The sequence below is a fragment of the Amycolatopsis deserti genome, assembly GCF_014653945.1.
GTDB lineage: Bacteria > Actinomycetota > Actinomycetes > Mycobacteriales > Pseudonocardiaceae > Amycolatopsis_E > Amycolatopsis_E deserti.
The window spans coordinates 221,914-248,257 of record NZ_BNAU01000007.1; the positions used below are offsets into that span (position 1 = coordinate 221,914).

Annotated in this window: 29 protein-coding genes and 1 pseudogene; 9 read left to right on the plus strand and 21 right to left on the minus strand. The window is 72.4% G+C overall.

Annotation, left to right across the window (positions count from 1 at the left end):
* Positions 1 to 16: 16 nt before the first annotated feature.
* The 11 genes from IE290_RS38005 to clpS form a co-directional block, all read right to left on the minus strand.
* Positions 17 to 784: an MBL fold metallo-hydrolase gene (locus tag IE290_RS38005; protein WP_229874743.1), complete on the minus strand. Its 768-nt coding sequence runs from the start codon at positions 782 to 784 to the stop codon at positions 17 to 19.
* 19 nt (positions 785 to 803) lie between these two features.
* Positions 804 to 1,604: a glutamate racemase gene (murI, locus tag IE290_RS27760; RefSeq protein WP_191247645.1), complete on the minus strand. Its 801-nt coding sequence runs from the start codon at positions 1,602 to 1,604 to the stop codon at positions 804 to 806.
* The gene (locus tag IE290_RS27765; RefSeq protein ID WP_191247646.1) at positions 1,601 to 2,224 is read right to left on the minus strand and encodes a rhomboid family intramembrane serine protease; all 624 of its coding nucleotides are present in this window, start codon (positions 2,222 to 2,224) and stop codon (positions 1,601 to 1,603) included. The genes murI and IE290_RS27765 overlap by 4 nt, the downstream gene beginning before the upstream one ends.
* Positions 2,225 to 2,337: 113 nt before the next feature.
* Positions 2,338 to 3,288, minus strand: a complete 951-nt coding sequence (locus IE290_RS27770) for a PLP-dependent cysteine synthase family protein (RefSeq protein WP_191247647.1) — start codon at positions 3,286 to 3,288, stop codon at positions 2,338 to 2,340.
* Between the two features lie 3 nt (positions 3,289 to 3,291).
* Positions 3,292 to 3,570, minus strand: coding sequence for a MoaD/ThiS family protein (locus IE290_RS27775; protein ID WP_191247648.1), 279 nt, complete (start codon positions 3,568 to 3,570; stop codon positions 3,292 to 3,294).
* A gap of 54 nt (positions 3,571 to 3,624) precedes the next feature.
* Positions 3,625 to 4,041, minus strand: a complete 417-nt coding sequence (locus IE290_RS27780) for a M67 family metallopeptidase (RefSeq protein ID WP_191247649.1) — start codon at positions 4,039 to 4,041, stop codon at positions 3,625 to 3,627.
* Between the two features lies 1 nt (position 4,042).
* Entirely contained in the window at positions 4,043 to 4,540 is a 498-nt protein-coding gene (locus tag IE290_RS27785) for a hypothetical protein (protein WP_191247650.1), read from the minus strand.
* 1 nt (position 4,541) lies between these two features.
* Positions 4,542 to 4,787, minus strand: a complete 246-nt coding sequence (locus IE290_RS27790) for an ATP-dependent Clp protease adaptor ClpS (protein ID WP_191247651.1) — start codon at positions 4,785 to 4,787, stop codon at positions 4,542 to 4,544.
* Between the two features lie 24 nt (positions 4,788 to 4,811).
* Positions 4,812 to 5,801: a P1 family peptidase gene (locus tag IE290_RS27795; RefSeq protein ID WP_191247652.1), complete on the minus strand. Its 990-nt coding sequence runs from the start codon at positions 5,799 to 5,801 to the stop codon at positions 4,812 to 4,814.
* Positions 5,798 to 6,355 (minus strand): DUF2017 domain-containing protein, encoded by a 558-nt coding sequence (locus IE290_RS27800; protein ID WP_191247653.1) that lies wholly within the window; start codon positions 6,353 to 6,355, stop codon positions 5,798 to 5,800. The genes IE290_RS27795 and IE290_RS27800 overlap by 4 nt, the downstream gene beginning before the upstream one ends.
* Positions 6,352 to 6,651 (minus strand): ATP-dependent Clp protease adapter ClpS, encoded by a 300-nt coding sequence (clpS, locus tag IE290_RS27805; RefSeq protein ID WP_191247654.1) that lies wholly within the window; start codon positions 6,649 to 6,651, stop codon positions 6,352 to 6,354. The genes IE290_RS27800 and clpS overlap by 4 nt, the downstream gene beginning before the upstream one ends.
* 97 nt (positions 6,652 to 6,748) lie before the next feature.
* On the opposite strand from clpS, the gene IE290_RS27810 reads away from it, so the two are divergent.
* The 3 genes from IE290_RS27810 to IE290_RS27820 are packed head-to-tail and all read left to right on the plus strand — an operon-like array spanning position 6,749 to position 9,281.
* On the plus strand, positions 6,749 to 8,053 hold the full coding sequence (locus IE290_RS27810; RefSeq protein WP_191247655.1) for a nicotinate phosphoribosyltransferase: 1,305 nt from the start codon (positions 6,749 to 6,751) through the stop codon (positions 8,051 to 8,053).
* A complete protein-coding gene (locus IE290_RS27815; RefSeq protein ID WP_191247656.1) occupies positions 8,053 to 8,622 on the plus strand; it encodes an isochorismatase family protein in 570 nt (189 codons plus the stop codon). Before IE290_RS27810 ends, IE290_RS27815 begins: the two co-directional genes overlap by 1 nt.
* Complete coding sequence (locus tag IE290_RS27820; protein WP_191247657.1) at positions 8,622 to 9,281, plus strand: bifunctional 4-hydroxy-2-oxoglutarate aldolase/2-dehydro-3-deoxy-phosphogluconate aldolase; 660 nt, start codon at positions 8,622 to 8,624, stop codon at positions 9,279 to 9,281. The genes IE290_RS27815 and IE290_RS27820 overlap by 1 nt, the downstream gene beginning before the upstream one ends.
* Positions 9,282 to 9,419: 138 nt before the next feature.
* Here the strand turns inward: IE290_RS27820 and IE290_RS27825 are convergent, their stop codons facing one another.
* Entirely contained in the window at positions 9,420 to 10,070 is a 651-nt protein-coding gene (locus IE290_RS27825) for a choice-of-anchor P family protein (protein WP_191247658.1), read from the minus strand.
* A 161-nt stretch (positions 10,071 to 10,231) separates the two neighbouring features.
* Here IE290_RS27825 and IE290_RS27830 point away from each other — a divergent pair, with 161 nt between their 5' ends.
* Positions 10,232 to 12,277, plus strand: a complete 2,046-nt coding sequence (locus IE290_RS27830; protein ID WP_191247659.1) for an ATP-dependent DNA helicase — start codon at positions 10,232 to 10,234, stop codon at positions 12,275 to 12,277.
* A 217-nt stretch (positions 12,278 to 12,494) separates the two neighbouring features.
* Here the strand turns inward: IE290_RS27830 and IE290_RS27835 are convergent, their stop codons facing one another.
* The 4 genes from IE290_RS27835 to ctaD are packed head-to-tail and all read right to left on the minus strand — an operon-like array spanning position 12,495 to position 16,695.
* Positions 12,495 to 12,890: an OsmC family protein gene (locus tag IE290_RS27835; RefSeq protein WP_191247660.1), complete on the minus strand. Its 396-nt coding sequence runs from the start codon at positions 12,888 to 12,890 to the stop codon at positions 12,495 to 12,497.
* Between the two features lie 19 nt (positions 12,891 to 12,909).
* Positions 12,910 to 13,665, minus strand: coding sequence for a peptidyl-tRNA hydrolase (locus IE290_RS27840; RefSeq protein WP_191247661.1), 756 nt, complete (start codon positions 13,663 to 13,665; stop codon positions 12,910 to 12,912).
* Positions 13,662 to 14,885 carry a phosphoserine phosphatase SerB gene (serB, locus tag IE290_RS27845; protein ID WP_191247662.1) on the minus strand — a complete coding sequence of 408 codons (1,224 nt, stop codon included), beginning with the start codon at positions 14,883 to 14,885 and terminating at the stop codon, positions 13,662 to 13,664. Before serB ends, IE290_RS27840 begins: the two co-directional genes overlap by 4 nt.
* A gap of 28 nt (positions 14,886 to 14,913) precedes the next feature.
* Entirely contained in the window at positions 14,914 to 16,695 is a 1,782-nt protein-coding gene (ctaD, locus tag IE290_RS27850) for an aa3-type cytochrome oxidase subunit I (protein WP_191247663.1), read from the minus strand.
* A gap of 110 nt (positions 16,696 to 16,805) precedes the next feature.
* On the opposite strand from ctaD, the gene IE290_RS27855 reads away from it, so the two are divergent.
* Together IE290_RS27855 and IE290_RS38600 are read left to right on the plus strand one after the other, a co-directional pair.
* Positions 16,806 to 17,639 (plus strand): aminoglycoside phosphotransferase family protein, encoded by an 834-nt coding sequence (locus IE290_RS27855; protein WP_191247664.1) that lies wholly within the window; start codon positions 16,806 to 16,808, stop codon positions 17,637 to 17,639.
* A gap of 10 nt (positions 17,640 to 17,649) precedes the next feature.
* Positions 17,650 to 17,955 (plus strand): annotated as a pseudogene (locus IE290_RS38600) (maleylpyruvate isomerase N-terminal domain-containing protein); the annotation flags it as partial.
* 890 nt (positions 17,956 to 18,845) lie between these two features.
* On the opposite strand, the gene IE290_RS27865 reads toward IE290_RS38600, so the two are convergent.
* The gene (locus IE290_RS27865) at positions 18,846 to 19,598 is read right to left on the minus strand and encodes an alpha/beta fold hydrolase (RefSeq protein WP_191247665.1); all 753 of its coding nucleotides are present in this window, start codon (positions 19,596 to 19,598) and stop codon (positions 18,846 to 18,848) included.
* A 38-nt stretch (positions 19,599 to 19,636) separates the two neighbouring features.
* On the opposite strand from IE290_RS27865, the gene IE290_RS27870 reads away from it, so the two are divergent.
* Entirely contained in the window at positions 19,637 to 20,146 is a 510-nt protein-coding gene (locus IE290_RS27870) for a GNAT family N-acetyltransferase (protein WP_191247666.1), read from the plus strand.
* On the opposite strand, the gene IE290_RS27875 is transcribed toward IE290_RS27870, so the two are convergent.
* Complete coding sequence (locus IE290_RS27875) at positions 20,143 to 20,442, minus strand: Rv1322 family protein (RefSeq protein WP_191247667.1); 300 nt, start codon at positions 20,440 to 20,442, stop codon at positions 20,143 to 20,145. The genes IE290_RS27870 and IE290_RS27875 overlap by 4 nt on opposite strands.
* Positions 20,443 to 20,458: 16 nt before the next feature.
* On the minus strand, positions 20,459 to 21,892 hold the full coding sequence (locus IE290_RS27880) for an MFS transporter (RefSeq protein WP_229874744.1): 1,434 nt from the start codon (positions 21,890 to 21,892) through the stop codon (positions 20,459 to 20,461).
* A 124-nt stretch (positions 21,893 to 22,016) separates the two neighbouring features.
* Between IE290_RS27880 and IE290_RS27885 the strand changes: the two genes are divergently transcribed.
* On the plus strand, positions 22,017 to 22,580 hold the full coding sequence (locus IE290_RS27885; protein WP_191247668.1) for a TetR/AcrR family transcriptional regulator: 564 nt from the start codon (positions 22,017 to 22,019) through the stop codon (positions 22,578 to 22,580).
* A gap of 283 nt (positions 22,581 to 22,863) precedes the next feature.
* On the opposite strand, the gene IE290_RS27890 is transcribed toward IE290_RS27885, so the two are convergent.
* Positions 22,864 to 23,988 carry an alkaline phosphatase family protein gene (locus IE290_RS27890; protein WP_191247669.1) on the minus strand — a complete coding sequence of 375 codons (1,125 nt, stop codon included), beginning with the start codon at positions 23,986 to 23,988 and terminating at the stop codon, positions 22,864 to 22,866.
* A gap of 57 nt (positions 23,989 to 24,045) precedes the next feature.
* On the opposite strand from IE290_RS27890, the gene IE290_RS27895 reads away from it, so the two are divergent.
* Entirely contained in the window at positions 24,046 to 24,252 is a 207-nt protein-coding gene (locus IE290_RS27895; protein WP_017987344.1) for an FmdB family zinc ribbon protein, read from the plus strand.
* Here IE290_RS27895 and IE290_RS27900 read toward each other — a convergent pair.
* Positions 24,246 to 26,024: a 3-hydroxyacyl-CoA dehydrogenase family protein gene (locus IE290_RS27900; protein WP_191247670.1), complete on the minus strand. Its 1,779-nt coding sequence runs from the start codon at positions 26,022 to 26,024 to the stop codon at positions 24,246 to 24,248. The two genes, IE290_RS27895 and IE290_RS27900, sit on opposite strands and share 7 nt — an antisense overlap.
* Between the last annotated feature and the right edge of the window lie 320 nt (positions 26,025 to 26,344).

The following is a 26,344-nucleotide window of genomic DNA, read 5'->3' on the forward strand; positions in this document are numbered from 1 at the left end:
GGCGGCGCTGCGGGCCTCAGACGTCGTAGACCGCGCCCCGCTCGACGAGCGTCGCGCCGGGGAAGACCGCTCGCGCCTCGGCCAGGATGGCGCTCCGGTCGCTCCACGGCGCGACGTGCGTGATGAGCAGCCGCTCCACGCCCGCGTCCCGCGCCAGCTCGCCCGCCTGCTTGCCGGACAGGTGCACGCCCGGCGGCCGGTCCGCGGCGTCGGTCCAGGACGCCTCGGCGAGCAGCACGTCGACGTCGCGGACCAGGTCGGTGAGGGTGTCGCAGGGCCCGGTGTCGCCGGTGTAGGCCAGCGTCCGGCCGCCGTGGCGCACCCGTAGCCCGAACGCTTCGGTCGGGTGGAACACCGGGATCGCGGTCACCTCGAACGGGCCGATTTTCACCGGCTCGGCGGACAGCGCGTGGAACTCGTAGACGTCGGACAGGTCGGTCTCGGCCAGTTCCGTCTCGTTCGGCGCGTACGCCATCGCCAGCCGGACCGGCGCGTTCGCCGGGCCGTGCACCGGGAGCCGGCGCGCGGTGGTGTCGTAGGGCGGGGCCGGGTGGTAGCGGCGCAGCACGGTGAGCGCGCTGAAGTCCGCGCAGTGGTCCGGGTGCAGGTGCGACAGCACGAGCGCGTCGAGGTCGAACGGGTCACGCCGCTTCTGCAGCTCGGCGAACACGCCGTTGCCGAACTCGAGGCCGAGCAGGAAGCCGTCCGCTTCGAGCAGGTACCCGGACGCGGGCTCGCCCGGGCCGGGAACGCTGCCCGAGCAACCGAGGATCGTCAGTCGCACGGAAGAACACCCTGCCAGCTCAGGCGCTCAGCGGCGAGAGCACACCGGGTGCGAATCCCATGAAACGCTGCGCGAGCCGGACGAACGGCTCCGGCGAGCCGGTGGCGATGAACTCGTGCTGGGGCGGGGTGTCCCGGTCGGCCAGCATGTCCCGTTCGGTGAGCACGCGGACGACGTCCTTGGCGGTCTCCTCGGCGCTGGACACGAGCGTGACGTCCGGCCCCATGACGATCTGCAGGACCCCGGTCAGCAACGGGTAGTGCGTGCAGCCCAGCACGAGCGTGTCCACCTCGGCGCGCAGCAGCGGTTCGAGGTAGCCCTGCGCGAGGCCGAGCACCTGGCGCCCGGAGGTGACACCGCGCTCGACGAAGTCCACGAACCGGGGGCACGCGACGCTGGTGACCGACACGTCCCGCGCGGCGGCGAAGGCGTCCTCGTAGGCGCGGGAGCGGATGGTGCCCTCGGTGCCGATCACGCCGATCCGGCCGGTGTGGGTGGCGGCGACGGCCCGCCGCACCGCGGGCAGCACGACCTCGATCACCGGCACGTCGTAGCGCTCCCGCGCGTCGCGCAGGCACGCCGCCGACGCCGTGTTGCACGCGATGACCAGGGCTTTCACCCCGTCCTGGACGAGCTTGTCCAGCGACTGGAGGGCGAGTTCCCGCGCTCGTGCGATGGGCAGCGGGCCGTACGGGTTGTGCGCGGTGTCCCCGACGTACCGCAGCTGCTCGGACGGCAGCTGGCCGAGGATCGCGCGGGCGACCGTGAGGCCCCCGACGCCGGAATCGAACACACCGATCGGGGCCTCACGACTGCTCACGGGTTCGAGGGTACCGCCCGCTTCCGCCCGGACCGCGCGGCGAACCAGGCGGCCAGGACCCCGCCGAGCGCCCCGAACAGGTGCGCCTGCCACGAGATGCCCGGCTGTCCGGGCAGCACGCCCCACAGCATCCCGCCCCAGCCGATGATCAGCACCGCGGCGAGCACGATCTGCCAGAACGCGCGGTTGAACAGACCGCGGACCAGCAGGTAGGCCAGCCATCCGAAGGCCAGTCCGGAGGCGCCGATGGTGATCGTGCCCGGCTCCGCGGTCAGCCACACGCCCAGCCCGCTGACCAGCCAGATCGTGGCGGTCACCAGTGCCCAGCGGGCGATCCCGCTCGCCATCGCGAGGAAGGCGAACACCACGACCGGCAGCGTGTTGGCGAGCAGGTGCGCCCAGCTGCCGTGCAGCAGCGGCGCCCACACCACACCGTCCAGACCGCCGAGCGAGCGCGGCGCGATGCCCTCGGCGTCGAGCCGGTTGTTCAGCACGACGTCGAGGCCCTCGACGAGGTACAGCAGCGCGGTGAACGCCAGCACCACGAGCGCGGCGGTCTTCGGCTTCGCCGGCAGGACGCGCTTCGCCTGGTCGGCCTGAGGTGCGGGCAACGTGCTCATGACTCCACGGTACGAGCGGCGCGGCCCCCGGGAATCGGGAGAAAACCCTGAATCGGCCGGGCAGCGAAAACGCCCCTCTCCCGTGGTGGAAGAGGGGCGTTCCCGGGTCTGGCTCAGGCCCAGAGCTGCCCGTCGAGGCGCTCGGCAGCCTCGTCCAGCGTGCCGCTGTAGGCGCCGGTGGACAGGTACTTCCAGCCGGCGTCGGCGACGATGAACGCGATGTCGGCCTTCTCGCCCTTCGCGGCGGCCTTCTCGGCCACGCCCAGCGCCGCGTGCAGCACCGCGCCGGTCGAGATGCCGGCGAAGATGCCCTCGTGCTCCAGCAGCTCACGCGTGCGGCGCAGCGCGTCGTAGGCGCCCACCGAGTAGCGGCCGTTGAGCACGTCCGGGTCGTACAGCTCCGGCACGAACCCCTCGTCGAGGTTGCGCAGCCCGTAAACCAGCTCGCCGTAGCGCGGCTCGGCGGCGATGATCTGCACGTCCGGCTTCTGCTCGTGCAGGTACCGGCCGACGCCGACCAGCGTGCCCGTCGTGCCCAGGCCACCGACGAAGTGGGTGATCGTCGGCAGGTCCTTGAGCAGCTCGGGCCCGGTGCCGCGGTAGTGCGCGTCCGGGTTGGCCGGGTTGCCGTACTGGTAGAGCATCACCCAGTCCGGGTTCTTCTCCGCCAGCTCCTTGGCGCGGCGCACGGCCTCGTTGGAGCCGCCCGCGGCGGGCGAGAACACGATCCGCGCGCCGTAGGCCTGCAGCAGCTGCTTGCGCTCGGCCGAGGTGTTCTCCGGCATCACGCACACCAGGCCGTAGCCCTTGAGCTTGGCGGCCATCGCGAGCGAGATGCCGGTGTTGCCGGAGGTCGGCTCGAGGATCGTGGACCCCCGGCGCAGCCTGCCCTCGCGCTCGGCGGCCTCGATCATGGCCAGCGCGGGCCGGTCCTTGATCGAGCCGGTCGGGTTGCGGTCCTCGAGCTTGGCCCACAGGCGCACGTCGTGCGTCGGGGACAGCCGGGGCAACCCCACCAGCGGCGTGCCGCCGAGGGCTTCGAGCAGCGATTCGTACCGGGCCATGACCTAGCGGGCGCCGCCGGCCACCGCGGGCAGGATGGTGACCGTGTCGCCGTCCTTGACCTCGGCGTCCAGGCCGCCGGCGAAGCGCACGTCCTCGTCGTTGACGTAAACGTTCACGAAGCGGTGGAGCTTGTCCTCCTTGACCAGGCGGGCCTTGAGGCCGCCGTGCCGGGACTCGATGTCGTCGATCACCTCGAGCACGGTCTTGCCGGACGCCTCGACCGACTTCTGACCACCCGTGTGCGTACGCAGGATGGTGGGGATGGACACGGTCACGGCCATGGGTAACTACCTCCGCTTGGGTTTCTTCCAGGACAGACGTCGGGCTGCCCGGCGTTATTCCGTGATCTCCACGGGCTCCTCGGTGATGACCCCGTCCACGATGCGGTACGACCGGAACTCGTGGGTTTCCGGGTCGCGGGTGGAGACCAGCACGTAGTGCGCGTCGGGCTCGGAGGCGTAGGACACGTCGGTGCGTGACGGGTAGGCCTCGGTCGCGGTGTGCGAGTGGTAGATCACGACCGGGACCTCGCCGTTCGCGTCCATCTCGCGGTAGAGCTTGAGCAGGTCACCGGAGTCGAACTCGTAGAACGTCGGCGAGCGCGCCGCGTTCAGCATCGGGATGAACCGCTCGGGGCGGTCGGAGCCCTCGGGACCGGCGATCACCCCGCACGCCTCGTCCGGGTGGTCCCGGCGGGCGTGCGCGACGATCTCGTCGACGAGTTCACGGCGGATCCGAAGCACGACGGACATCTTACGTGCCGGACACCGGGGGTTCACAGAGTGAGACTGCGCACGCCTGCGCCAGAGCGGCCTGCGTGTAGTGCAGCCAGAAGAGCCTGACCTCGTTCTCGGTGACCGGCAGCCGGGTCCAGGTGCCCACCGTCCAGCGCGGTTTGCGCACGTAGAGAGCGGGGGCGTGGGCGACCGTGGTGAACCAGGCCCGCACCCAGGCGCGGTCCAGGGTGAACACCGTTTGCCCCCGGTAGTTGTCCACGACGGCGCGCACGGCCGCGGTGACGCTCGCCCGCATGGCGGCGCCGTGCCGCTGCCGGAAACCCGCGCTGTCGCGGGCGAGCTGGTAGGCGTCGGGGAACAGGTCCTCGTCCCGGAGCCGCCGCCGGCCGCGGTAGCCGGTCTCCAGGGCGACCAGCAGGTCACGGGCGATGGCGTGCAGGCATTCGGCGACGTTCGGCGACATCTCCACCAGGACCTGGCCGTCCCGCTGCGGGATGGCGTTGAGGAAGTCCACGTCAGCAGCCCCGCAGCCCGGCGACCACCCCGAGCACCTGTAGGTGCGCGACCAGCTGCTCGGCCTGCTCGCGCTGCGCGCACACGGCGAGCTCGGCGTGCCCGTGCTCGATCACCTCGTCGACCAGCTCGAGCCCGCGGTCGAACGGGATCCCGAAGGCCTCCTGGATCGCGTAGGCGATCGACGGCGACGAGTTCATGTGGTCGTGGATCACCACGGACCAGCCCTGCGCACCCTTCACGGCCATCAGATCGCGACCCCGCCAGCCGCGTTACTCGAACGCCTCCGGCCACACGTCCCGGTACGCGGGCACCCCGGCCACGCCCCGCGCGCTCAACAGCCCGTGCACGCAGGCCCGCGCGAACACCCGCGCCGCGGCGGTGCACAGCTCGTCCAGCCCGGCCGCGCGCGTGGTCACCCCGAAGGGCCCCTCGGCCGCCGGCAGGTCCCGTGCGCCCGTGGCCAGCGCGAACACCGTGTCGCCGTCGAACATCGAGTGCGCCGGGCGCACCGCGCGCGCCAGGCCGTCCTGGGCCGCCACCGCCAAGCGACGGCACTCGGCCTTCGACAGGTCCGCGTCGACCGCCACCACGCCGATCGTGGTGTTCAGGTCCGTCTCCCGCCCGGGCACCGCGGCCGCCCGGTCCGGCCAGCGCACCCCGAACTCGCCCGCCACCTCGTGGTCGGCCGCGAACGGGCGCCCGGTCTCGAACGACACCGCCTCACCGCGCGCGTTGACCACCGCCAGCGCGCCGACCACGAAGTCGCCCACGCGCTCGCTCGCGGTGCCGACCCCGCCCTTCAACGAGCCGACCGTCGCCCCCGCGCCGGCGCCGACGCTGCCCTGCTCGACCGCGACACCCGCCGCCTCGCACGCGGCGTACCCGAAGGAGGCGTCCGGCCGGTTGCCCCACTTGCCGCGCGGCAGGTCGAAGATCACCGCGCCGGGCACGATCGGCACCACCTCGTGCGGTTCGACGCCGACCTGGAAACCACGGTCCTGCTCGGCCAGCCACCGCATGACCCCGTCGGCCGCCGCGAGCCCGTACGCGCTGCCGCCGGACAGGCAGATCGCGTCGACGTGGCGGACCAGGTTCTCCGGCTCGAGCAGGTTGGTCTCGCGGGTGCCCGGCGCGCCGCCGCGCTGGTCGACCGCGCCCGTGGTGCCCGGCGGCGCGAGCACGACGGTCGTCCCGGTGGCCCAGCCGTCCCCGATCCGGTGGTGGTGCCCGACCAGCACCCCGGGCACGTCGGTGATCACGCCGTCAGCGCCTGGACGAGGCTCTCCTGCACCCAGGTCAGCCAGTGGTAGACCCCGAGGTGCGGCGCCCGCGGGTCGTCCTCGGGCAGCTCGTCGGGCATGTCCTCGGTGACGTCGAGCGCGGTGCCCAGCGCCAGGCGGACGTCGTTGAGCGCGGACAGCCACGCGTCGGCCTGCTCGTAGGTCAGCTTCACGTCGCCGCCGTCGCGCGGCAGGGTCTCCATGACCACCGTGGCGACGCCGACCTTCGCGTCCACCAGCTCGGGCTCGTGCAGCGACCGCAGCGCACTCGCCGAGTCCAGCACCTCCTGGCTGGGCGTGTCCGGGTCGATCTTGTGGTAGTCCGGCAGCAGGCGGGACAGCACCGGGTCGTCCGGCGACTGCGACGGGCCGGTGCGGATGCCGGTCAGCTCGGCCAGCGGGTCCTGCGGCGCCTCCTCGGCGCGCGCCCGCAGCATGTCCTCGAGCTGGCTGACCAGGCCGCGCAGCACCGCGGCCTCCTGCTGCTCGAACCCGGCGTGCACGCGGCCGCCCTTGCGCTGCCAGCCCCTCACGAAGAGTGCTCCATCGTCGCCCACAGCCCCGCGGCGTGCAGTTTGGTCACGTCCGCCTCGACCTTCTCCTTGGTACCCGAGGACACCACCGCGCGCCCCTTGTGGTGCACGTCCAGCATCAGCTTGGTGGCGTGGTCGCGGCTGTAGCCGAACAGCTTCTGGAAGACGTACGTCACGTACGACATCAGGTTCACCGGGTCGTTCCAGACGATCGTCTGCCACGGCTGGTCCGCGGCGCCTGCCTCGGTGCCGAGTGGTTCAACCTGCGTCTGTTCGGATGCGACAGGCGTGGTCATGCGACCCATGGTGTCACGGAACCGGCACGACGTGGACCGGTGGTGGGTCTGTTCGGGTGATTCGGCCGAACGCGCAAGTACCTCATAGTCTGATCCCATGGGTTTCCCCGAGACGCACGGCAGCACCGCCCTGCTGACCGACCACTACGAGCTCACGATGCTGGGCAGCGCCCTCGCCGACGGCACCGGCGATCGCCAGTGCGTGTTCGAGGTGTTCGCCCGGCGGCTGCCCGCCGGACGGCGCTACGGCGTGGTCGCCGGCACCGGCCGGGTGCTGGAGGCGATCGCCGACTTCCGGTTCACCGACGCCGAAATCGACCAGCTCGCCTCCACCGCCGTGGTGGACGACGCCACCCTGTCGTGGCTGGCGAACTACCGGTTCGGCGGTGACATCGACGGCTACCCGGAGGGTGAGCTGTACTTCCCCGGCTCGCCGATCCTCACCGTCCGGGGGACCTTCGCCGAGGCGGTCCTGCTGGAGACCGTCGCGTTGTCCATCCTCAACCACGACAGCGCGATCGCCTCCGCCGCGGCGCGCATGTCCTCGGCCGCGCACGGCAGGCCGATCATCGAGATGGGCGGCCGCCGCACGCACGAGATGGCCGCCGTCGCCGCCGCGCGCGCCGCCTACATCGGCGGATTCGCCACCACCTCGAACCTGGAGGCCGGACGCCGCTACGGCATCCCGACCCGCGGCACCGTGGCGCACGCGTTCATGCTGCTGCACGACAGCGAAGAGGACGCCTTCCGCGCCCAGGTCGAGAAGATGGGCACCGACACCACACTCCTGGTGGACACCTACGACATCACCCGCGGCATCGAGACCGCGGTGCGCGTGGCCGGCACCGAGCTGGGCGCGATCCGCATCGACTCCGGCGACGTGGGCGTGCTGGCCCGCAAGGCGCGCGAGCAGCTGGACTCCCTGGGCGCGAAGGACACCCGGATCGTGGTGTCCGGCGACCTCGACGAGCACGCGATCGCGGCCCTGCGCGCGGAGCCGGTCGACGCCTACGGGGTGGGCACCTCGGTGGTCACCGGGTCCGGCGCGCCGACCGCCGGGATGGTCTACAAGCTGGTCGAGGTCGACGGCCGCCCGGTCGCCAAGCGCAGCGAGAACAAGGCCTCGCGCGGTGGCGAGAAGTCCGCGCTGCGCCGCCACAAGCCGACCGGCACGGCGCTGGAGGAGGTCGTGTACGCGGCCGGCCAGCGTCCGGGGGCCGGGGAGAACGACCGCGAGCTGCCGATCCCGCTGGTGCGCGGCGGCAAGCCGGTCGACGACCTGCCCACGCTGGAGGACAGCCGGCAGCGGCTGCGCGACGGGCTGGTCAGCCTGCCGTGGGAGGGCCTCAAGCTCTCCAGCGGTGAACCCGCGATCCCCACCGTCTTCCCCCAGGAGGCGTGATGAGCAAGGCACTGATCGTCGTCGACGTGCAGAACGACTTCTGCGAGGGCGGTTCGCTCGCCGTGGCCGGCGGGGCCGAGGTGGCCGCGAAGATCAGCGAGCACCTCGCGCGCGGCGGCTACTCGGCGGTGGCCGCGACCCGCGACTACCACATCGACCCCGGCGCGCACTTCAGCGAGAACCCGGACTACGTGCGGTCCTGGCCGCGGCACTGCGAGGCCGGGACGCCGGGCGCGTCGTTCCACCCCGCGCTCGACGTCGGCCCGATCACGGCGGTGTTCTCCAAGGGCCAGTACAGCGACGGCTACTCCGGTTTCGAGGGCCACACCGACGCCGGCGAGAAGCTGGCCGACTGGTTGCGCGAGCGACAGGTCACCGAGGTCGACGTGGTCGGCATCGCGACCGACCACTGCGTGCGGGCGAGCGCGCTGGACGCGGCGGCGGCCGGGTTCTCGGTGCGGGTCCTGCTGGACCTCACCGCCGGTGTGGCGCGGGAGACCGTGGACAAGGCGCTCGAGCAACTGCGCGCGGCCGGGGTGGACCTCGTGGGCACCCCGCGGGTCGGCTGATGCGGACCGTGCTGCGGAAGCACAACAACCGCTTCCGGGAGCGGCTGGCGACCAGCCGCGTGATGGCGGTCCTGCGTGCCGACTCGTCGGCCTGGTTCGCCGACGCGGGCCAGGTCCTCTACGAGGCGGGGCTCGGTGTGCTGGAGGTCGATCTCGCGACGCCGGGCGCGCTGGACGCGATCGGGGTGCTGCAGGTCGAGCTCGGGCAGGACGCGCTGATCGGCGCAGGCGGGGTGCGCACGGTGTCCGCGGTGGACCGGTGCGCCTCGGCGGGCGTGGACTTCATCGCGACGACGACGTTCTCGCCGGACGTGTTGTGGCGCGCGCAGGAGTACGCGCTGCCGATCGTGTGCGGCGCGCTGACGCCCACGGAGGTCGACGCGGCGTGGCGGTACGGGCCGGCCGCGGTGAAGCTGTACCCGGCCGCCACCTCCGGCGGCGTGCGGTACCTGGAGGAGGTCCAGTCCACGCTGCCGGAGGTGCCGCTGGTGCCGGCGGGCGGGGTGTCGTTGTCCGATGTGGACGGTTACCTGGCCGCGGGCGCGCTCGCGGTCGCCGTGGGAAGCCCCCTGCTGGGCGACGCCCTCGACGGCGGCCGCCTCGACGAGCTGACCAAGCGGGCGTCCCACCTGGCGTCGGTGGCGGACCGCTACGCGTAGGAGCGCCGCCCCGCTGAAGCCGGTGGCCGTGGTTTTCGGCGCGCCCGGCACCCCACTCGCCGCGCGGTCAGGCGCCACTGCCCCCCACCACCGCTTCCCACCCCACAGGGACGGGCCGGCACCGGCCCCCCGAGCGCCTCAGAGCCCGAACGGCGAGCAGCTCGCCGACCCCACCAGGATGTCCCCGGAAGCCGGCCCGCCCTGCGGGAACAGCTTGATGTGCATCGCGTTCGTGGTCAGGCTGCCGTCCGCCGGCACCGGCACGATCAGCTCGTTCAGCACGACCTCCGCCATCGGCGGCGCGCCCGGCGTCGTGCCCGGGATGGTGATCACGTGGTTCGGCGGGATGTTCTGCGGCACCGTGATGCCGGTGACGGTGCCCAGCTGCATGTAGCCGTTGCTGCCGTTGGCCGTGGTGTTGCACCCCGCGCCGAACGTCCTGGCCTTGATCACCGGGCCGCCGAACTGCTGCAGCACACTGGTCTCGAACCGCTGGCCGGTCACCTTCACGCTCGCCGTGCCGTCGGCGTTGCGGCTGCACGTGGTGCTGCTCAGGCCGTACTTCGTGCGCGTGCCGACGGTGATCGGGTCGGTGCGGCCCTCCGCGGTGCCGTCCACGACGCACGGCGCGATCGGGTCCGAGTGCGCCGACACGCCGTTGACCGTGATGTCGACCGCCCCCACCGAGCCGGCGCCGGTCGCGTCCGACTGCGCCTGCGCGCTCGCCGGCACGGCCACCGCCGCCCCGAACAGGACCGCCACCGCCACCATCCGCCTGGCCCGCTTCATGAGCCGCTCCTTTCGCCTGAGAAATACCTCCTCGACAATCGGCAGGTCGCGGCGGGAGCCTGACCCACCCGGCCGGATGCCACCCGGACGAGTGGATCTCGATCTTGCCGGGAGTGGGGCGGCGGCCCGTTCTTGACGGTGGCCCCCGGTACCGTGTCCTGGTGGCCGTCCGTACTGCGTTCCCCGGTGTCAACGAGCTCCTCACGACCGCTGTCGAGGCGCTCGGCGGTGCGGAGCGCCCGGGGCAGGTCAAGATGGCCGAGGCGGTCGGCCGCGCGATCCGCACCGGGGAGCACCTGGCCGTGCAGGCGGGCACCGGCACCGGGAAGTCGCTGGCGTACCTGGTCCCGGCCATCCGGCACGCGGTCGAGAAGGACACCACGGTGGTCGTGTCGACGGCGACGATCGCGTTGCAGCGCCAGCTCGTCGACCGGGACCTCCCCCGCTTGGCGAAGGCGCTGAAGAAGCCGCTGGGCCGCATGCCGACGTTCGCGATCCTCAAGGGCCGTCGCAACTACCTGTGCCTGCACCGGCTCGACTCGGGCGCGCCGGAGGAGCCCGAGGACCCGGCGCTGTTCGACCCGTTCGCGGTGTCGCGGCTGGGCAAGGAGGTCACGCGGCTGCGCGAGTGGGCCTCCGACACCGAGACCGGTGATCGCGACGAGCTGGTGCCGGGCGTGTCCGAGCAGGCGTGGCGCCAGGTGTCGGTCACCGCCAAGGAGTGCCTGGGCGTGGCGCGCTGCCCGATCGGCCAGGACTGCTTCGCCGAGCGGGCGCGCGGCGAAGCGGGCAAGGCGGACGTGGTGGTCACCAACCACGCGCTGCTGGCGATCGACGCGTTGCAGGGCTACCAGGTGCTGCCGGAGCACGACCTGGTGATCATCGACGAGGCGCACGAGCTGGTCGACCGCGTGACGTCCGTCGCGACGGGTGAGCTGACGTCGTCGGCGGTCGCGGTGGCCGTGCGGCGCTGCGGGAAGCTGATCGACGCCGACACGGCCGACCGGCTGCAGGAGGCGTCCGAGGGCCTGGCGATGATCCTCGAGGACTTGCCCGCCGGGCGGATGGACACGCTGCCGAAAGCGTTGGGCGGCGCGGTCGCCGCGGTGCGGGACGGGGCGCACGCGTGCCTGACCGCGCTGGGCTCGGACCGCAAGGAGGACGTCGAGGAGGCCACCGCCCGCAAGCTCGCGCGCTCGCAGCTGGAAGAGGTGCACGACACCGCGGTGCGGCTGCTCGACGCGTTCGCCGAAGACACCGCGCACCAGCGGGACGTGGTGTGGCTGTCCAACGACAAGTTCTCGTTCGGCAACCGCCCGCCGATGCTGCACGTGGCGCCGCTGTCGGTGGCCGGCCTGCTGCGGGAGCGGGTGTTCGCGCAGAAGACGACGGTGCTGACATCGGCGACGCTGGCACTGGGCGGCGCGTTCGACACGCTGGCGCGGCAGTGGGGGTTGCCGCCGTCGCAGGCCCGGGTGGTGAAGGCCGAGGGCACGGCGACGGACAAGGCCGCCCCGGCGGACGACGACGAGCTGAAGTGGTCCGGTCTGGACGTCGGTTCGCCGTTCGACCACCGGCGCAACGGGATCCTGTACGTGGCGAAGCACCTGCCGCCGCCGGGCCGCGACGGTCTCGGTGAGAAGACGCTGGACGAGATCGCGTCGCTGATCGAGGCCGCCGGGGGCCGCACGCTGGGCCTGTTCTCGTCGATGCGCGCGGCGAAGCAGGCGACCGAGGAGCTGCGGGACCGGATCGAGTTCCCGATCCTGTGCCAGGGTGAAGACGCGACGTCGTTGCTGGTGTCGAAGTTCGCCGACGATGCGCGGACGTGCCTGTTCGGGACGTTGTCGCTGTGGCAGGGCGTGGACGTGCCCGGGCCGTCGCTGCAGCTGGTGATCGTCGACCGGATCCCGTTCCCGCGCCCGGACGACCCGGTGTCGTCGGCGCGCCAGCGGGCGGTGGAAGCCCGCGGCGGCAACGGTTTCCTGACGGTGGCCGCCACCCACGCGGCGCTGCTGCTGGCGCAGGGCACGGGCCGGCTGCACCGCTCGGTCGGTGACAGGGGCGTGGTGGCGGTGCTGGACTCACGCCTGGCAACGGCCCGCTACGGCGGCTTCCTGCGCTCCTCGCTCCCCCCGTTCTGGCCGACGTACGACCCCGAGGTGGCCAAGGCGGCACTCAAACGGCTGGACGCCGCCGCCGGCTGACAGCTTGGGCCCGCACTGACGCGACCACCTCAGCGAGGCGAGCCACACCCGGCAGCGCGAGCCCCCACCGGCGCGCGTTTCACCGCCGCACCGTGAGTTCCGCGCGCGCCCGAAATCATCCCTGGGCGCGCCGAGCGCTCATGCGCGAGGGCTCGCGCCCCCAAGCCGCCAATGCGGCACCCCCAACCTGCCGAACCAGCGCGATCCGACCTCCGGTCTACCCGGCGAAGTCCTCCGTCACCGGGATCCCCTTCTTCAGCGTCCGCGACACCGTGCACAGCCGCTCCACGGCACGGTCCACCGCCTCCACCAGCTTTTCGCGCTCGCCGGCCGTCAGGGTCGACAGGTCGACATCGAAGAGCACGTGCACCGCGTCCAGTTCGGACGCGCCCTCCCGCCGATCGGCGCTCACCGCCACGCGCAGCGGCGCGTCCGTCCGGCGCGTGATCAGCTCCTCGGCGGTCACCGCCGCGCATCCGGCCGCCGCGATCTGCAGCAACTCCGCAGGCGAGAACGACCCGGGTGCCCCCTTCCGGCCGATCCGCACCGACGCACCACGCTCGTTGCGCCCGATGAACTCGTGCTCGCCTTCGCGGCGGACGTCCAGACTCACACGCACTCCTCGGTCGGGGTCAGCGCCACTGGGCGAGGACCGTGACGGTCCCGGGGTCGACCTCGGTGAACCCGGCGTCCCGCACGGCGACGACCCGCCGCTCGCGCCAGGCCGCCGCGGGATCGTCGCCCGGGTGCAACTGCTTCCACTGGGCCACGGTCGCGGTCCGCACCGCGCACCCGTAGCCACGCTCCGCCCACGCAGTGAGCTCATCGTCGCCGAGCAGCGACGCGAGGATCATCGTGCCGTGCCCGACCTGCGCGGCCGCCTTGCCGACGGTCATCGCGACCTCGGGGTTGAGCAGCAGCAACGGCAGATCGTCCGGCGCGGGGCCGGGTTCGTCGGCCGGCAGGTCGCTGCCCGAGATCTGCAGCCGGCTGATCTCCTTCGGCACGTCGACGACCCGGCCCGGCACCAGCGCCCTGACCTCGGCGCCGCCGACCGACACGGTCACCCCGGGGAACTCCTGCGCCGCGACCCAGTGCGCGCCGCGCGCCCGGCGGGCGACCTTGCGGATATGACCGGACACCCAGTCGTGCACCGGCTCGTGCCACTCCCCGCCCGGCCGCGCGCGCTCGTCCAGGCAGACCGCGAGCGCCGCGATGGCGGCGGCTTCGAGCAGCGCGGTACGCGACGGCGGCTCGGCCTTCTCCAGCCGCAGGATCACCGGCATCGCCCGGATCTCCTCGGGCGAAGCCTCCGGCAGCGCGGTCTCCTCGGCCGGCAGCCCGAGCCAGGTGGCGTACCGGGCGGCCAGCGGGTCGAGCACGCTCATGGCCGGGCGAGCGAGAGGCCGTCGGCCGCATCCGCGGCCTCGACCTCCGCGCGGCTGACACCGAGGACGAACAGCACGGCGTCGAGGTACGGGTGGGACAGCGCGGTGTCCGCGACCTCGCGCAGCGCGGGCTTCGCGTTGAACGCGACACCCATTCCGGCCGCCTTGAGCATGTCGATGTCGTTGGCGCCGTCACCGACCGCGACGCACTGGGCCAGCGGGATGCCGTAGTGGTCGGCGAACCGGCGCAGCGCCGTCGCCTTCCCGGCCCGGTCGATGACCTCGCCGACGACCCGCCCGGTCAGCTTGCCGCCCACGACCTCCAGCTCGTTGGCCGCGACGAAGTCGAGCCCGAGCTGGTCGGCGATCGGCTGGATGATCCGGGTGAACCCGCCGGAGACGACACCGCAGCGGAACCCGAGCCGCTTGAGGGTGCGGACCGTGGTGCGCGCGCCCGGGGTGAGCTGGATCTGCTCGCCCACCTCGTCGAGGACCGATTCGGGGAGCCCGGCCAGCAGCCCGACCCGCCGTTCGAGTGATTCGGTGAAGTTCAGTTCGCCGCGCATGGCGGCCTCGGTGATCTCGCGGACCTTCGGCTCGACCCCGGCGTGCGCGGCCAGCATCTCGATGACCTCGCCCTGGATGAGCGTCGAGTCCACGTCGAACACGATGAGCCGCTTGGCCCGCCGCGCGAGCCCGCCGCGCTCGATGGCGATGTCCACGCCACCGGCGGACGCGACGTCCGCGACCGCGGCACGCAGCTCGGTGTCGGCCTGCTCGGTGTCCTCAGCGACCGACAGGTGCACCTCGAGCCCGGTGACCGGGTAGTCGGCGATGCGGCGGATCGCGTCGATGTTGGCGCCGAGCGCGGCCAGCCGTCCGGCGAAGTCGGTGAACGCGCGGGCGGTCAGCGGCCGCCCGAGGATCACGGCGACGTGCGTCGAGCCCTGCCGGGCGGGGGCGAACGGGTCCTCCCCGATCTCGTCCCCGACCCGGACGTCGACGTGCATGGCGACGGTGGCCATCGCCTGCTCGACGGACTCCTGCAGGCCCTCCGGGTCGTCGGCCACCGCGACCAGCACACCGAGGGTGAGCCGGCCGCGGATGACGACCTGTTCGACGTCGAGCATCTCGACCCCGTGCCGCGTGAGGGCGGCGAAGAGGACCGACGTGACGCCCGGCTTGTCCGGCCCGGTCGTCGTGATCAGCACCGGCGTCATGGTCTCGTTCCTACCCGGACGCCGCGGATCACTGCTCGCTCGCGTTGTCCTTGTCGTGGTCGCCCGGGATGACCGCGTCGGTGAGGGCCTGCGACGGGGCCTTGACCCCGGCGTGGACCTTCGGCTTGCCGAAGAAGCCGATCTCACCCTCGTGGTGCATCCGCTCGACCATGTGCGGGTAGTGCAGCTCGAACGCCGGCCGCTCGGAGCGGATACGCGGCAGCTCGGTGAAGTTGTGCCGAGGCGGCGGGCACGAGGTGGCCCACTCCAGCGAGTTGCCGTACCCCCACGGGTCGTCCACCGTGACGAGCTCGCCGTAGCGGTAGCTCTTGAACACGTTGTAGATGAACGGCAGGGTCGACGCGCCGAGGATGTAGGCGCCGATCGTCGAGATCGTGTTCAGCGTGGTGAAGCCGTCGCTGGCCAGGTAGTCGGCGTACCGGCGCGGCATGCCCTCCGCACCCAGCCAGTGCTGGACCAGGAACGTGCCGTGGAAGCCGAGGAACGTGGTCCAGAAGTGCAGCTTGCCCAGCTTCTCGTCGAGCATCCGCCCGGTGATCTTCGGGAACCAGAAGTAGATGCCGGCGAAGGTCGCGAACACGATCGTGCCGTAGAGCACGTAGTGGAAGTGCGCCACCACGAAGTAGCTGTCCGACACGTGGAAGTCGATGGCCGGGGCGGCCAGCAGGATGCCGGTCAGACCACCGAAGAGGAAGGTGACGAGGAAGCCGACGGAGAAGATCATCGGCGTCTCGAAGCTCAGCTGGCCCTTCCACATGGTGCCGATCCAGTTGAAGAACTTGACACCGGTCGGGACCGCGATCAGGAAGGTCATGAAGGAGAAGAACGGCAGCAGCACCGCGCCGGTGGCGTACATGTGGTGCGCCCACACCGCGACGGACAGGGCCGCGATGGCCAGGGTCGCGAAGACCAGGCCCTTGTAACCGAACACCGGCTTGCGCGAGAACACCGGGATGATCTCGGAGACGATGCCGAAGAACGGCAGCGCGACGATGTACACCTCGGGGTGCCCGAAGAACCAGAACAGGTGCTGCCACAGGATCACCCCGCCGTTGGCCGGGTCGAACACGTGCGCCCCGATGTGCCGGTCGGCCATCAGGCCCATCAGCGCGGCGGTGAGGATCGGGAAGGCGAGCAGCACCAGGATGCTGGTGATCAGGATGTTCCAGGTGAAGATCGGCATCCGGAACATGGTCATGCCCGGCGCGCGCAGGCAGACGATCGTGGTGACCATGTTGACCGCGCCGAGGATGGTGCCCAGACCGGAGACCGCGAGGCCGGCGATCCACATGTCCGCGCCGATGCCCGGCGAGTGGATGGCGTCCGACAGCGGGGTGTAGGCGAACCAGCCGAAGTCGGCGGCGCCACCCGGGGTCAGGAAGCCGGAGACGGTGATGATGCCGCCGAAGAGGTACAGCCAGTAGGAGAAGGCGTTCAGCCGCGGGAACGCCACGTCCGGCGAGCCGATCTGCAGCGGCATGACGAAGTTCGCGAACCCGAACAGGATCGGGGTCGCGTACAGCAGCAGCATGATCGTGCCGTGCATGGTGAACAGCTGGTTGTACTGCTCCTGCGACAGGAACTGCTGTCCCGGGTGCGCCAGCTCGGTGCGGATCAGCATCGCCATCGCGCCGCCCACCATGAAGAAGGCGAACGACGTGACCAGGTACATGATGCCGATCTGCTTGTGGTCCGTCGTGCGGAACAACCGCAGCAGCAACGAACCCTTGGCCTCCTGTCGCGCCGGGTACGGACGCGTGACAATCGGCTGCGGGGCTACGGCTGTCACTCCTGCCTCCAAGGTCCTCTTCGGTGTGTCAGCGGCCGCGGCGACGCGACCAGTCCGGATCGTATCCTTCGCCCCCGACCCCGGTGCGCACCGGCTGGGAAGATCACGCCATGGGAGACCGGTACACGACCGCCGCCGTGGCGGCCGCGGTGGAGGTCGGCAAGCGGTTCCGACTGCCCACCGAGTACCCGGAAGTGCTGGCCACGCGGTCGAACGTGCTGGTGAGACTGGGTGCGATCGTGGCCAGGGTGCCCGGAACGACGCTGGTCGCGCGGCCCGGGGTGCTCCAGTCGCTGGCGCGCGAAGTGGCACTTTCGTCGTTCCTCGAGATGCGGGATTCTCCGGTCGTACCGCCGTTCGAAAGCCCCGGTCCGCACCTGGTGAACGGCCTTCCGGTGACACTGTGGCGTTTCACACGTCACGACCCCGATCACGTCTTCTCCCCCGCCGAGGTGGCCTGGTCGCTGGCCGAGTTGCACGCCGCCCTGCGGGACTTCCCGGACGAACTGGACGCACCGGGCCCGCTGGCCGAGGCCCGGTCCTGGATCACGCGGTTCGACCTGCCCGCGGAGCTGGCGGAGGAGGTGGCGGCGCTGGAGGCCGTCCTGCCGGACGGCCCGGTGCAGGCCCTGCACGGGGACGCGCATCCGGGCAACCTGCTGGCCACGGCGAGCGGCCCACGCTGGCTCGACTTCGAGGACACCTGGGCCGGACCGGTGCTCTGGGACCTGGCCTGCCTGGCGCTGACCTCGCGGCTGGACGGCCGCGCCGCGGTCGCGGCGTACCCGGACGGGCCGGATCCGGACGAGCTGGCGCCGTGGGTGCGGCTGCGCGATCTGTTCGGGGTCTGCTGGCGGTTCGCGGTCGCGCGCCGGTTCCCCGACCGGCTGCCGGAAGCGCAGACTGACCTGCGGCGATTCAAAACTGTCGGTGGGTCCCTCTAGCTTCTCCGGCATGAGGGAGCCCGGGTACCCGACCGCGTTGCGCGGGGACGGCGGCCGCTTGGCGGAAGCGGTGCGAGACCTGCGTGCACCGGTGGCGGCGTGCCCGGGCTGGGACGTGGCCGACCTGGTCTGGCACACCGGTGAGGTCCACCGGTTCTGGCGGGGGATGGCGTCCGGGACCGGACGACTACCGGGAGCCGCCGCGGCCGGCGGACGGCGAGCTGGTCGCGTGGTTCGCCGAGGGCGTCGAGGTGCTGGCGGGCACCTTGGCGGCGCTCGATCCGGCCGAGCCCAGGTGGACGTGGGCGGAGCGGAAGGACGGGGGTTCATCCACCGGCGGATGGCCCTGGAGACGGCGGTGCACTGCTGGGACGCACTGTCGGCGGCGGGGCGGGCCCGATCTGGCGGCCTCCGGCGGGCGCCCGAGTGGGCACGGGTGCGCGATGGCACGCTCGTTGGCCGGCATAGGCCCGGCCGTCGTGGGCGGCAGCGGGCACGGCTCGCCGGGCCAGCACTGGGTGGTCCGCCGACGGGCCGTCCACCGCCGCGCGCCCCACGCGAAGAGCGGTCACCGTCGCCGGCGCCTCCCGCAGCGTCGGGTGCCCGCAACCGTCACTCGGCTCCAACTCGGCGCCGGGCAGCTCCCGGCGCGACCGGGATACCGGCGCGGCGCGACCGGGCCGTCCACCACCACGCGCCCTACGCGAAGAGCCGCCCCAGGAACGCCTCGCTCACGATCGCCAGCGCCTCCCACAGCGTCGGGTGCCCGCAACCGCGGGTCGGCTGCAGTCCGGCGCCGGGCAGCTCCCGGCCCCTCCGGGATACCGGCGCGACCGGCGGAGCCCGTCCATCACCGGGCGCCCTGGGCGAAGAGCCACCCCCAGGATCGCCTCGCTCACGATCGCCGGCGCCTCCCGCAGCGTCAGCTGCCCGCAACCGTCACTCGGCTCCAACTCGGCGCCGGGCAGCTCTCCTCCCGTCCGCACGCAGGCCAGGCCAGCGGGCCCGCCACCGCCGCGCCCTACGCGAAGGGCCCCACCTCACGACTGCCTCCGTCACCAGCGCCGGCGCCTTCTGCAGCGTGAGGTGCCAACCGTGGCTCGGCTCCACCGCATCGGCCGACACGGCGCCCGCTAGTGCCGGGCACTTCTCGACGACGCATCCCCAGACCGGCGAAACCGGCGAGCCCGTCCACCACCGCGGGCCCTACGCGAAGGGCCACCACCCCAGGATCGCCTCGGTCACCATCGCCGGCGCCTCCAGCGGCGTCAGGTGCCCGGCCTGGGGCACGACCACCAGCTCGCCCTTGGGCAGGGACTCGGCCATCGCCTGGGCGGCGTCGGGTGGGGTGAGGCCGTCCTCCTCGCCCACGACGACCAGCGCGGGCACGTCGGCGGCGGCCAGCAGCTCGGTGGCGTCCGGGCGGTTGGCCATCGCGCGGGCCGCCCACGCCACGCCCGCGCCCTGCTGGCTGTCGACGAGGTCGCGCAGCGTCTCCACCACGCCGGGGCGCGCCTCGCGGGTCTCGGCGCTGAGCAGGTTCGGCAGCAGCGACTCGGCGAGCCAGCCGGTGACGCCCTCGGACTCCGCGCGCTTCGCCAGGTCCCGCCTGGCCTGGGCCGCCTCGGGCGAGTCCGCGGTCGCCTTCGTGTCGATGAGGACCAGGCCGGCGACGCGCTCGGGCGCGGCGCGGAGCACGGCCATGGTCAGGTAGCCGCCCATGGAGCAGCCGCCGAGCACGACCTGCTCCAGGCCGAGCTTGTCGAGCAGGGCGATCACGTCCCGGGCCGCGTCCTCCAGGCCGGGTTCGCGGTCGGTGCCGGGCAGCGGCGTCCGCCCGAGGCCCCGCTGGTCGGGCGTGATCAGGCGGTGCCGCGCGGTGAGGCCGTCGCGCATGGGGTTCCACATGCGGGCGTCCACCGGGAACGCGTGGAGGAGAACCAGGGGAAGATCAGCCATACCGAGATTGTGCTGGACCGGCGCGCTACCGTCGCCACGTGAGCGTCGAGTGGCGGGAGATCCGCACGGACCGGCTGCTGCTGCGGCCGTTGGGCCCGGAGGACCGGGACGACGTGGTCGAGATCCAGACCGACCCGCGGACCAACCGCTACCACCCCGCACCGCCCGGCCCCGAGGAGACTGAGGTCAAGCTCACGGCCTGGCTCGAGCACTGGAAGGCCCACGGCTTCGGCTACCTCGCGGTGGTGCCGCTCGGCTCCGGGGAGGTCGCGGGCATCGGCGGGCTGCAGCACCTGGAGTTCGGCGGCGCCCGGCTGCTGAACCTCTACTACCGGTTCCGGCCCGAGGCGTGGGGTCGCGGGTACGCCACGGAGATGGCGCGGGCGGTGATCGGCTGGGCCGAGCGGGAGCTGCCCGACCTCCCGGTGCAGATCAGCGTGAACATCGCGAACGAGCCGTCGCTGCGGGTCGCCGAACGGCTCGGGTTCACCGCCTACACCGAGACCTTCTACGACGGCGCGGTGTCCCGCCACTTCCGGAAGCTCTAGAACCGCTTCCGCGTCGGACCGCGGCGATCGCGGGCCTGCCAGCAGGCGCGGTGCCAGTGCCTGCGGTCGGCGACCGAGCCCAGTTCGTCGGCGGGCCAGGCCACCACGTGCGGAACGCCGGGCTGGATCTCGTGGTCGCAACCCGGGCAGCGGTACACCTTGGTCGCCTGGCTGCCGGGCACGCTGCGCACCAGCCAGTCACCGTCCGCGCCGGACTCGGCGCGCGCCCAACCGGAAGCCGCCCCGGCGCGGTCGGCGTCGGGGCGGCCACGCTGTGGTCGGTTGCGGCGCGGCACCCGGCCACGGTATCGCCTACGCGGTCCCGTCGGCCTTGCGCCGGAAGGTGAGTGCCACCACGAACGCCAGGCACCCGATCACCACCGAGCCGGTGAAGGCGGCGGTCATCCCGGTGACCAGCACCTCGTGCGGCGAGCCGGTCGCGGTGCGCGTCGCCGCGCCGAAGATGGTGACCAGGATGGCCAGGCCGAGCGTCGAGCCGGTCTGCTGCATCGTCTGCAGCACACCGCCCGCCGCACCGGCGTCCCGCGCCGGGACGCTGCTCATGATGATCACGTTGAGCGGCGAGAACGCCAGCCCCATGCCCAGTCCCATGAGGAGCGTCGGGCCGAGCAGGCCGGTCAGGTACGTGGTGCCGGTGCCGAGCTGCGTCAGCCACGCCATGCCGGCGATCATCGACAGCGTCCCGGCGATCGCGACCGGCTTGGGCCCGAACCGGGGCAGCAGTCGTGGGATGGCCCGGCTCAGCGCGAACACCAGCAACGCCATCGGCAGGAAGGCGAATCCCGTGCCCAGCGCGTTCATGCCCAGCACGTCCTGCAGGTACTGGGTCATGAAGAAGAACATCGACATGCCGGCCATCGGCCCGAAGAAGAAGTTGGCGTAGGCGGCGGCGCGGTTGCGGTCGGCGAACAGGCGCAGCGGCAGCAACGGTTCGGCGGTGCGCGCCTCGACGGTGAGGAACACGCCGATCAGGACCACACCGGCGATCAGCGAGACCACCGTCAGCGTGTCCGTCCAACCCGACTCGGCGGCGCGGATGAACCCGTAGACCAGCGCCGCGACCCCGACCGTCCCGGTCACCGCGCCGGGCAGGTCGAGCCGCGCCCGCTGCCGGGGCGGCTCCACCACGAACCGGGCCGCCAGAGCGGCCACGACCAGCCCGAACGGCACGTTGATGAACAGCACGGCCCGCCACGACAGCCACTCGGTGAGCAGCCCGCCGAGGATGAGACCGACCGCGAACCCGGCGCTGGACATGCCGGAGAACAGGGCGAGCGCCCGCAGCCGGGCACGGGGTTCGGTGATGGTCGTGGTGAGCAGGGCCAGCGTGCTCGGCCCGGCGGCGGCGGCGCCCAGGCCCTGCGCGATCCGGGCGACGATCAGCCACTCGGCCGAGCCCGCCAGCCCGCCGGCGAACGAAGCGACGGTGAACAGCAGCACTCCGCCGACGAACATCCGTTTGCGGCCGAACAGGTCGCCGGCACGTCCGCCGAGCAGCAGCAAGCCGCCGAAGACGAGGGTGTAGCTCGACATCACCCAGCTCAGCGAGGCCGCGGTGAACCCGAGGTCGGCCTGGATGCGGGGCAGCGCGACGTTCATGACGGTGATGTCGAGGACGATCATCAGCTGGCAGGTGAGCAGGGTTGCCAGCACCACGCCGGGGCGTGGCCGCGCCGCGGTCGCGGCGACGGCCGTGCCGGACACGGGCAGCGTTGTCTCAGGCAAGAAGACTCCATCAGGTTCAGGCGAAAGCGGACACACTCTCCGCTTCGATGGAGCTAGCATATGGAGAAAGTCTCCGGTTGCGCAAGAGTATCCGGAGAATGTGTCCGGTTTTGAGGTGAGGCGCATGACGGCACCGCGGCCGATGCGGGCTGACGCACGGCGCAACTACGAGCGGATCCTGAGCACCGCGCGCGAGGCGTTCCTGGAGCACGGGCCGGAAGCGCCGCTGGACGACATCGCGCGGCGGGCCGGTGTCGGCGCGGGCACCCTCTACCGGCACTTCCCGACGCGCGAGACGCTGATCGAAGCCGTCTACCGCCACGACATCGAGGAGCTCAGCAAGGCCGCGCACCGGTTGCTGGCGGAGTACGAGCCGGTGACGGCGCTGGAGTTGTGGATCCGCGAGCACGTCGCGTTCGTGCTGCACAAACGCGGGCTGGCGGCGACGCTGAAGGCCGCGATGGACCGGGACTCCGAGACGTTCGCCCTGTGCAAGAAGCTGATGAACGACGCCGCGGCGGCGGTGCTGACGCCGGCACAGGAGGCGGGCGCGGTGCGCGAGGACGTGCGGCCGCGGGATCTGCTGCTGCTCGGGCACGGGATCTGCGTGGCGGCTGAGGGGAGCGAGGAGACGGCCGACCGCCTGCTCACGGTGATGCTCGACGGCCTCCGCCCGCCGAAGGTGTGACCCTCCGAGGACTCGCTCCAGAGGGGCGGCCTGCCAGAAGAGCGTGGTCCGGGCGAGGGCGCCGTAGTCGTGCCCGCATGGGCCAGGACCGCCGCTGAACCTCCACACCCGGCAGGGGCAGGCCGCGGCAGTCCCCAGTTGAACGGCTGGTCCGCGGGGCAGGCACCAAACACTGCCACCAGCTCCCACCCACCCGAACCACGGATCCCCAAGACCAGCACCCAACGCCGCCGCCGGTTTCGCGCCGGAGCGGCTCGCCATCGCGGGGCCGACGGGGCGTGCCTCAGCGCTGCGCGATCGCGAGCGGGACCAGCTGCTCGGCCGGCGTCAGGGAGCCGTGCTGGCCGACCAGCGCGGACTCCAGCGGCTCCGCGGTCCGGCGCAGCATCCCGAAGTCGTCCCGGGCGGCGGCGATCACGTCGCCGAAACGGGAGCGCACCCGGTCGCTCACGCGCGGTCCCAGCCAGCCCGCGGCGATCGCCTCGTCGCGGCGTGCCACCCACGCCCGCTCCCCCAGCACCGAGCGCCACGCGGCCAGCACGTCCTCCGTCGCACCGGCTTCGGTGTACACGTGCCGCACCCGCGGGTCCCCGCCCAGCGCGCGCACCCCGGCCTGCAACGCGGGCGTCGCGTCGAAGTCGATCACGTTCTCGTCCAGCGCGACCATCCCGTGGTCGGCCACCACCGCCAGCAGCCGTCCAGGCGGCAGACCGTCCACAAGGGACTCGACGAGCCGGTCGACCTGCCGCAGCTGCATCACCCACGCCGGCGAACCCGGCCCATAACGGTGACCGAGTTCGTCGAGCTGGCTGTGGTAGGCGTAGCAGAAACCGGGCGACTCGCGCAGGGTCCGCAGCGTCTCCGCGGCCAGGTCGCCCATCGCGTACACGCCGCGGTAGGTCCCGCCCCGCTGCACCGCCCTGGTCAGCGGCGACTTCGCGAACTTGGCCTCGGACACCACCACCGCCTCGACGCCCGCCGCGGCCGCGCGCTCGAAGGTCGTCGGCAGCGGCTGCACGTCCTCCGGCCGCAGGTCCATCTCGCCACCGCCCGGGTGCTCGCGCCACCGCAACGCGTTCAGCACGCCGCAGCCCGGCACCTCGAACGTGTACCCCGCCATGCCGTGCTCACCCGAGGCGAGCCCGGTCCCGATCGCGGCCAGCCCGGCGACCGTCGTCGACGGGCAGCCCACGGTCAGCGTCGCCCGCACGAGCTCGGTCAGCACCGGCGCGTCGGCGGCGTGAGCGCGCAACAGCTCGGCGCCCAGACCGTCGATCAGCAGGACGCAGGCGCCCACCGACTCCGGCAGGTCGAGCGTGTTGACGCACCCGGGCACGGCCAGGGTCGCGAGTACGGAAGGCACCACGTCGGCGAGATGCCCCTGGCCGGACAGCGTTGGCAGCTCCACGAGGCCAGCTTGGCAGGAAGGTGGCCGCGGGCGCACGCCGTACCGGATAATGACGACATGCCGACCTACGCCTACCGCTGCCGCGAATGCACCGGCACCTTCGAGGTGAACCGGCCGATGAGCGAGTCGAGCGCGCCCGCGACCTGCCCCGAGGGGCACACGGACACGGTCAAGCTGCTCACGACCGTCGCGCTGACCGGGTCGGCCGCCGGCGCGCCCGCGGGCGGCGGCTGCTGCGGCGGCGCGTGCGGCTGCGGTCACTGAGTGGTGTAGTCCGCGAAGCCCTTCCCCGTCTTGCGGCCCAGCCGTCCGGCCGTGACGAGGTGCTCGAGCAGCGGCGCGGGTGCGAAGCCCTCCTCCCGGAACTCGTTGAACAGGGTCCGCTGGATCGCCAGCGACACGTCGAGCCCGACGACGTCCAGCAACTCGAACGGTCCCATCGGCAGCCCGCAGCCGACCTTCATCGCGGTGTCGATGTCGGCCGCCTGCGCGTAGTGCGCCTCCAGCATCTTCACCGCGTCGTTGAGGTACGGGAAGAGCAGCGCGTTGACGATGAAACCGGCCCGGTCGCCGCAGTGCACCGGGTGCTTGCCGACCGCCGCGCAGACCGCGTGCGCGGTGGCCACGACGTCCGGCGCGGTGGCGATCGTGCGCACCACCTCGACCAGCTTCATCACCGGCGCCGGGTTGAAGAAGTGCAGGCCGACGACGTCGCCGGGGCGCTCGGTGGCCGCCGCGCACTCGATCACCGGCAGCGACGAGGTCGTCGTCGCGAGGATCGCGCCGGGCTTCGCCACCGCGTCGAGTACGGCGAACACCTCCCGCTTGACCGCGAGGTCCTCGGCCACCGCCTCGACGACCAGGTCCACATCGGACAGCGCGGTGAAGTCGGCGGCCGGCCGGATGCGGGCCAGTGCGGCGGCGCCGTCGGCCTCGGACAGCTTGCCCTTCGACACCGCGCGGTTCACCGACTTGCCGATCCGCGCCACCGCCGCCTCGGCCTTCTCGCCCGTGCGGGCGCGGAGCACGACGTCGTACCCGTTCTTGGCGAACACCTCGGCGATCCCGGTCGCCATGGTGCCGGTGCCGATCACGCCGACGGTGCGCACCGGGCGGACCTCGCCGGCCTCCACCGGCGCGACGCCGGGCGCCGAGTCGACGACGACCGGTGAGTCCGGCCCCTCGTAGGCGTAGAAGCCGCGTCCGGACTTCCGGCCGAGCAGACCCGCGGTGATCATCTGCTTGAGCAGCGGCGCGGGCGCGTGCAGCCGGTTGCGCGACTGCCGGTACATCGACTCGAGGATCTCGTAGGCCGTGTCCAGTCCGATCAGGTCGAGCAGCGCGAGCGGCCCCATCGGGTAACCGCAGCCCAGTCGCATCGCGGCGTCGAGGTCCTCGCGCGTGGCGTAGCGCTGCTCGAACATCCGCACCGCGTGGTTGAGGTAGCCGAAGAGCAGGGCGTTGGCGATGAACCCGGCGCGGTCGCCGATGACGACCGGCGTCTTGCCCAGGCGCCCGGCGAACGCCGTGACGTCGGCGATCACGTCCGGTTCGGTCACGACGGTCCGGACGATCTCGACCAGCTTGAGGACCGGCGCCGGGTTGAAGAAGTGCATCCCGACGACCTTGCCCGGGCGCGAGGTGTGCACGCCGATCTCGGTCACCGACAGGGACGACGTGTTGGACGCCAGCACCGCCTCCGGCGGGACGATCTTGTCCAGCTGGGCGAAGACCTCGGCCTTGAGGTCCAGGCTCTCCGGGACGGCCTCGATGACCAGGTCGGCGTCGGCGAGGTCGGTCAGCGAGGTGGTGTAGGTGATGCGGCCGAGCAGGGCGGCGCGGGTGTTCTCGTCGAGCTTGCCGCCGGTGAGGGCGCGGGCCGTGGACTGCTCGACGTGCCCGCGGGCGCGCTCCACGGCGGCCGCGTCCACCTCGACGCCGATGACCCGGATGCCGCTGCGGGCCAGGACCTCGGCGATGCCGGAACCCATCGTGCCGAGCCCGACCACGCCTGCCGTTTCGATCGTCCGCGCCATAGCGGCCTCCGGGTTACTCGTCGGTAGCCCTCGATGGTGCCACGCGTGACGACGGCATGGGAGGTGTATCGAATCAGGTGCACCCGGGCGAGTTCCACGGTGGCCGGACCACGCACCGGGAGACGGGTGCCGGGGGCGGGCTGGGCGCCGACGGCGGAAGTCGCGCCGAGGGGTGCTCGCTCCGCCGCAGGTGGAGCCGGCCCCGTTGGGTGTGAAACTCGCGGGCGCGGGCGCAGAACTCGGCCCGACAAGGGCGGGACTCCCCCGCTGAGCGTGGGATGGGGGGCGCGAGCGTGGGGCTCGGGCCGCTGAGCGCGGGA